This window comes from Pedobacter flavus (assembly GCF_036324285.1).
GTDB lineage: Bacteria > Bacteroidota > Bacteroidia > Sphingobacteriales > Sphingobacteriaceae > Pedobacter > Pedobacter flavus.
Window position 1 is genome coordinate 1 of record NZ_JAZDQU010000003.1, and the last position, 5,836, is coordinate 5,836.

The 5,836-nt window shown below is 46.3% G+C and carries 2 tRNA genes and 2 rRNA genes; all 4 read left to right on the plus strand.

Features of this window, described 5'->3' with window-relative positions:
• The first annotated feature begins 669 nt into the window (after positions 1 to 669).
• Positions 670 to 2,191, plus strand: a 16S ribosomal RNA gene (locus tag VRU49_RS11435).
• A 171-nt stretch (positions 2,192 to 2,362) separates the two neighbouring features.
• A tRNA-Ile gene (locus tag VRU49_RS11440) sits at positions 2,363 to 2,437 on the plus strand.
• Positions 2,438 to 2,459: 22 nt separating this feature from the next.
• Positions 2,460 to 2,533 (plus strand) — tRNA-Ala (locus VRU49_RS11445).
• Positions 2,534 to 2,899: 366 nt separating this feature from the next.
• Positions 2,900 to 5,776, plus strand: a 23S ribosomal RNA gene (locus tag VRU49_RS11450).
• The 16S and 23S rRNA genes sit together here with 2 tRNA genes alongside, the layout of an rRNA operon.
• Positions 5,777 to 5,836: the final 60 nt, after the last annotated feature.

Here is a 5,836-nt window from a genome sequence, read left to right on the forward strand (position 1 = left end):
AAGAGATTGAGCGTTTGGTTGAATTATGGGTTAAGTAGGGGGTTAGAATAAAGATGTAGCTAGCTAATAGCGAGTTATAAAAAACTTCGAAAAAACTTCAAAAATAATTTGCCAGAAGGAATTAATTTTCTACCTTTGCACTCCGCTTGGGAGGCAAGCAAAAGAGGAATTGAAATAATGAAAATAGGGTTTAAGGATTTAAACTAGAGGCTGAAAAAAAAGTTTCAATTATTTTCAAATAAAGTTTGCAAGAACAAAAATTATTTCTACCTTTGCAATCCCAAACAAAACGGGAATATCGACAACGGATGTTGAAGATAATAAAAACAAGATTGAAACGATGTGAGAGGGTTTAAGGCGAGAGGGTTTGGTTGATTTAGACAGGAACATTTTATTAGACCTGATTAAAGAAAACAAACTTAAATCAAATTAAACATTGAGCATTGCAACCTATAAATGATCGGCCGTGAGGTTAAGTAAAAAAGATCAGAAAGTTCATTAAAGAGATATCATTTTAAATAAGCGTAGCGGGGTAATCATAGTACGGTCAAAGTACATGAACCGATAGCTATGACTTTCAAGTCAGCAACTGACAGACAATACAATTAAAAAATAGAATAACAAGGCTATTGATTTATCAAATAGTCAGCGATTCTAACACTTCATTTTACAATGGAGAGTTTGATCCTGGCTCAGGATGAACGCTAGCGGCAGGCCTAATACATGCAAGTCGAACGAGATTATCCAGCTTGCTGGATATGACAGTGGCGCACGGGTGCGTAACGCGTATGCAACCTACCTTAATCAGGGGGATAGCCCGAAGAAATTCGGATTAACACCGCATAAAAACACAGTACGGCATCGTACAATGTTCAAATATTTATAGGATTAAGATGGGCATGCGTGTCATTAGTTAGTTGGCGGGGTAACGGCCCACCAAGACCACGATGACTAGGGGATCTGAGAGGATGACCCCCCACACTGGTACTGAGACACGGACCAGACTCCTACGGGAGGCAGCAGTAAGGAATATTGGTCAATGGAGGCAACTCTGAACCAGCCATGCCGCGTGCAGGAAGACGGCCCTCTGGGTTGTAAACTGCTTTTATCTAGGAATAAACCTACTTACGTGTAAGTAGCTGAATGTACTAGAAGAATAAGGATCGGCTAACTCCGTGCCAGCAGCCGCGGTAATACGGAGGATCCAAGCGTTATCCGGATTTATTGGGTTTAAAGGGTGCGTAGGCGGCCTATTAAGTCAGGGGTGAAAGACGGTAGCTCAACTATCGCAGTGCCCTTGATACTGATGGGCTTGAATGAACTAGAGGTAGGCGGAATGTGACAAGTAGCGGTGAAATGTTTAGATATGTCACAGAACACCGATTGCGAAGGCAGCTTACTATGGTTTTATTGACGCTGAGGCACGAAAGCGTGGGGATCAAACAGGATTAGATACCCTGGTAGTCCACGCCCTAAACGATGAATACTCGCTGTTAGCGATATACAGTTAGCGGCTAAGCGAAAGCGTTAAGTATTCCACCTGGGGAGTACGCTCGCAAGAGTGAAACTCAAAGGAATTGACGGGGGCCCGCACAAGCGGAGGAGCATGTGGTTTAATTCGATGATACGCGAGGAACCTTACCCGGGCTTGAAAGTTAGTGAAGTATTCAGAGATGGATACGTCCGCAAGGACACGAAACTAGGTGCTGCATGGCTGTCGTCAGCTCGTGCCGTGAGGTGTTGGGTTAAGTCCCGCAACGAGCGCAACCCCTATGTTTAGTTGCCAGCATGTAATGGTGGGGACTCTAAACAGACTGCCTGTGCAAACAGAGAGGAAGGAGGGGACGACGTCAAGTCATCATGGCCCTTATGTCCGGGGCTACACACGTGCTACAATGGACGGTACAGAGGGCAGCTAGATAGTAATATCATGCCAATCTCAAAAAGCCGTTCACAGTTCGGATAGAGGTCTGCAACTCGACCTCTTGAAGTTGGATTCGCTAGTAATCGCAGATCAGCAATGCTGCGGTGAATACGTTCCCGGGCCTTGTACACACCGCCCGTCAAGCCATGGAAGTTGGGGGTACCTAAAGTTCGTAACCGCAAGGAGCGACCTAGGGTAAAACCGATAACTGGGGCTAAGTCGTAACAAGGTAGCCGTACCGGAAGGTGCGGCTGGAATACCTCCTTTCTGGAGCAGGGTTGACTACCTGCTATGCTTAAAAAATGATTATACTCAAAAAGAAAAACCCAAAAGATGAAACGCGGTTAGTGTTCCATACTGAAAGAAGGTATTAACGCAAGAGGTAAAAGGAATTGTGCCGTGAGACACCTCATTACAATACTAGATACTAAAGCAAATAGTCCCGTAGCTCAGTTTGGTTAGAGCACTACACTGATAATGTAGGGGTCAGCAGTTCAAATCTGCTCGGGACTACATTAAAATAAGAATAATCTTTGGGGGATTAGCTCAGCTGGCTAGAGCGCCTGCCTTGCACGCAGGAGGTCATCGGTTCGACTCCGATATTCTCCACACCATTACTTTGGATAAAGTGATATACTTGAAATAATAAAGACTATAAAATCAGCCATAGGGGCACTTAGGAAGCAGTTCGAGTCTGTAATGATTAACTAGAACCCGATACACCAAAAGTGTATCCATAAATGTGATTAACCATTGTTATTATCTTAACAAGGGTTAGAATATCAGGGGAATAAAGTTCTTTGACATATTGGAAGAAGTTAAAAAAGAAGAGCAAACAACAATAGAGACGCTTTTTTAGTAACTAGTACATAGTAGACAGTAGTTAGACTTGTCTTTCTACCGACGACTAAGTACCAAGTACTGATTATAGCAATCAAAAAAGCATACCATGCGGCGCAAAAGGCGCATGAGTAGAAGAAAGTAAGAAAGAGTACACGGGGGATGCCTTGGCTCTCAGAGGCGATGAAAGACGTGATAAGCTGCGATAAGCTTCGGGGATTAGCAAATATGAATTGATCCGAAGATTTCTGAATGGGGAAACCTAACTAGTTGAAGACTAGTTGCAAAAATGCGCAAACCTGCCGAACTGAAACATCTAAGTAAGCAGAGGAAGAGAAAATAATAATGATTTCCTAAGTAGTGGCGAGCGAAAGGGAAAGAGCCCAAACCATAATTGTTACGGCAATTGTGGGGTTGTAGGACTACGATGTGGTATAATAAAGTGAACTGGAATGGGATGGGAAGCCCAGCGATACACGGTGATAGCCCGGTACAGGAAAGCGATATTAACCTAGTAGTATCCTGAGTACCGCGAGGTCGGAGACGCCTTGTGGGAATCTGCCAGCACCATCTGGTAAGGCTAAATACTCCTGAGAGACCGATAGTGAACCAGTACCGTGAGGGAAAGGTGAAAAGAACCCCGAACAGGGGAGTGAAATAGAACCTGAAACCGTGTACTTACAAGCGGTAGGAGCACCTTCGTGGTGTGACTGCGTGCCTTTTGCATAATGAGCCTACGAGTTACTCTTCTCTGGCAAGGTTAAGTGTTTAAGACACGGATCCGAAGCGAAAGCGAGTCTGAATAGGGCGTATAGTCAGAGGAGGTAGACGCGAAACCTTGTGATCTACCCATGGACAGGTTGAAGGTGCGGTAACACGTACTGGAGGACCGAACCGATAAACGTTGAAAAGTTTCCGGATGATCTGTGGGTAGGGGTGAAAGGCTAATCAAACTGGGAAATAGCTCGTACTCCCCGAAATGTTTTTAGGAACAGCGTCGTGGTAAAGTTATATAGAGGTAGAGCTACTGATTGGGTGCGGGGGAGTCAAATCCTACCAAATCCAGACAAACTCCGAATGCTATATAATATACACGGCAGTGAGGCGCGGGGTGCTAAGGTCACGCGCCGAGAGGGAAAGAACCCAGACCATCAGCTAAGGTCCCCAAGTATACGCTAAGTTGAACTAACGAGGTCCGATTGCACAGACAGCTAGGATGTTGGCTTGGAAGCAGCCATTCATTTAAAGAGTGCGTAACAGCTCACTAGTCGAGCGATCGGGCATGGATAATAAACGGGCATTAAGTGTATCACCGAAGCTATGGGTAATATTAATATTACGGTAGGGGAGCATTCCAGTGGCAGCGAAGTTGAAGCGTGAGCTTTGGTGGAGCTTCTGGAAAAGCAAATGTAGGCATAAGTAACGATAAGGCGGGCGAGAAACCCGCCCACCGAAAGGATAAGGTTTCCTGATCAACGCTAATCGGATCAGGGTTAGTCGGGTCCTAACGCGTACCCGAAAGGGGAAGTGGATGGACAACTGGTTAATATTCCAGTACTTTTTATAACTGCGATGTGGGGACGGAGTAGTGACACTGCCGCGATCTGACGGAATAGATCGTTAAAGGCTGTAGGTATAGGGATCTCAGGCAAATCCGGGATCCTTGCTAAAGGCTAATAGTACCGCGAGGCTTCGGCTGAGTGGATAGAGCAGGTAATCAGACTTCCAAGAAAAACCGCTAAGCTTCAGGTTATAAAAACCCGTACCGCAAACCGACACAGGTATCCGGGAAGAGGATTCTAAGGTGCTCGAGTGAATCATGGCTAAGGAACTCGGCAAAATGGCCCTGTAACTTCGGGAGAAGGGGCGCCAATGGCAACATTGGCCGCAGTGAAAAGGCCCAGGCGACTGTTTAACAAAAACACATGGCTTTGCAAAATCGAAAGATGAAGTATAAGGCCTGACACCTGCCCGGTGCTGGAAGGTTAAGAGGGGATGTCATCCGCAAGGAGAAGCATTGAATCGAAGCCCCAGTAAACGGCGGCCGTAACTATAACGGTCCTAAGGTAGCGAAATTCCTTGTCGGGTAAGTTCCGACCTGCACGAATGGTGTAACGATCTGGGCGCTGTCTCAGCCATGAGCTCGGTGAAATTGTGGTCCCGGTGAAGACGCCGGGTACCCGCAACGGGACGGAAAGACCCCATGCACCTTCACTACAATTTAACATTGACATTGGGTACAGGATGTGTAGGATAGGTGGGAGGCTTTGAAGCGGCGTCGCTAGGCGTCGTGGAGCCAACGTTGAAATACCACCCTTTCTGTATTCGGTGTCTAATCCGCCCAAGGCGGAGACATTGTTTGATGGGTAGTTTGACTGGGGTGGTCGCCTCCAAAAAGGTAACGGAGGCTTTCAAAGGTAAGCTCAATACGCTTGGTAACCGTATGAGGAGTGCAATAGCATAAGCTTGCTTGACTGTGAGGCAAACAAGCCGAGCAGGGTCGAAAGACGGATATAGTGATCCGGTGGTTCTGCATGGAAGGGCCATCGCTCAAAGGATAAAAGGTACGCTGGGGATAACAGGCTGATCTCCCCCAAGAGCTCATATCGACGGGGAGGTTTGGCACCTCGATGTCGGCTCGTCACATCCTGGGGCTGGAGAAGGTCCCAAGGGTTCGGCTGTTCGCCGATTAAAGTGGCACGCGAGCTGGGTTCAGAACGTCGCGAGACAGTTCGGTCCCTATCTGTTGTGGGCGTAGGAATTTTGAGTGGGGCTGACCTTAGTACGAGAGGACCGGGTTGGACTAACCTCTAGTGAATCTGTTGTTCCGCCAGGGGCATTGCAGAGTAGCTACGTTGGGAATAGATAAGCGCTGAAAGCATCTAAGTGCGAAACTAGCCACGAGATGAGAATTCCATATAGGGCCGTAGAAGACTACTACGTTGATAGGATACAGATGTAAAGGTGGTAACATCAAAGTCGAGTATTACTAATAACCCGAAGCTTTCAAAGCAAACAGATTTTGTTGTTTGTTCTTCCTAACTAACTTCTTTCAATAATATGTCATTTGTT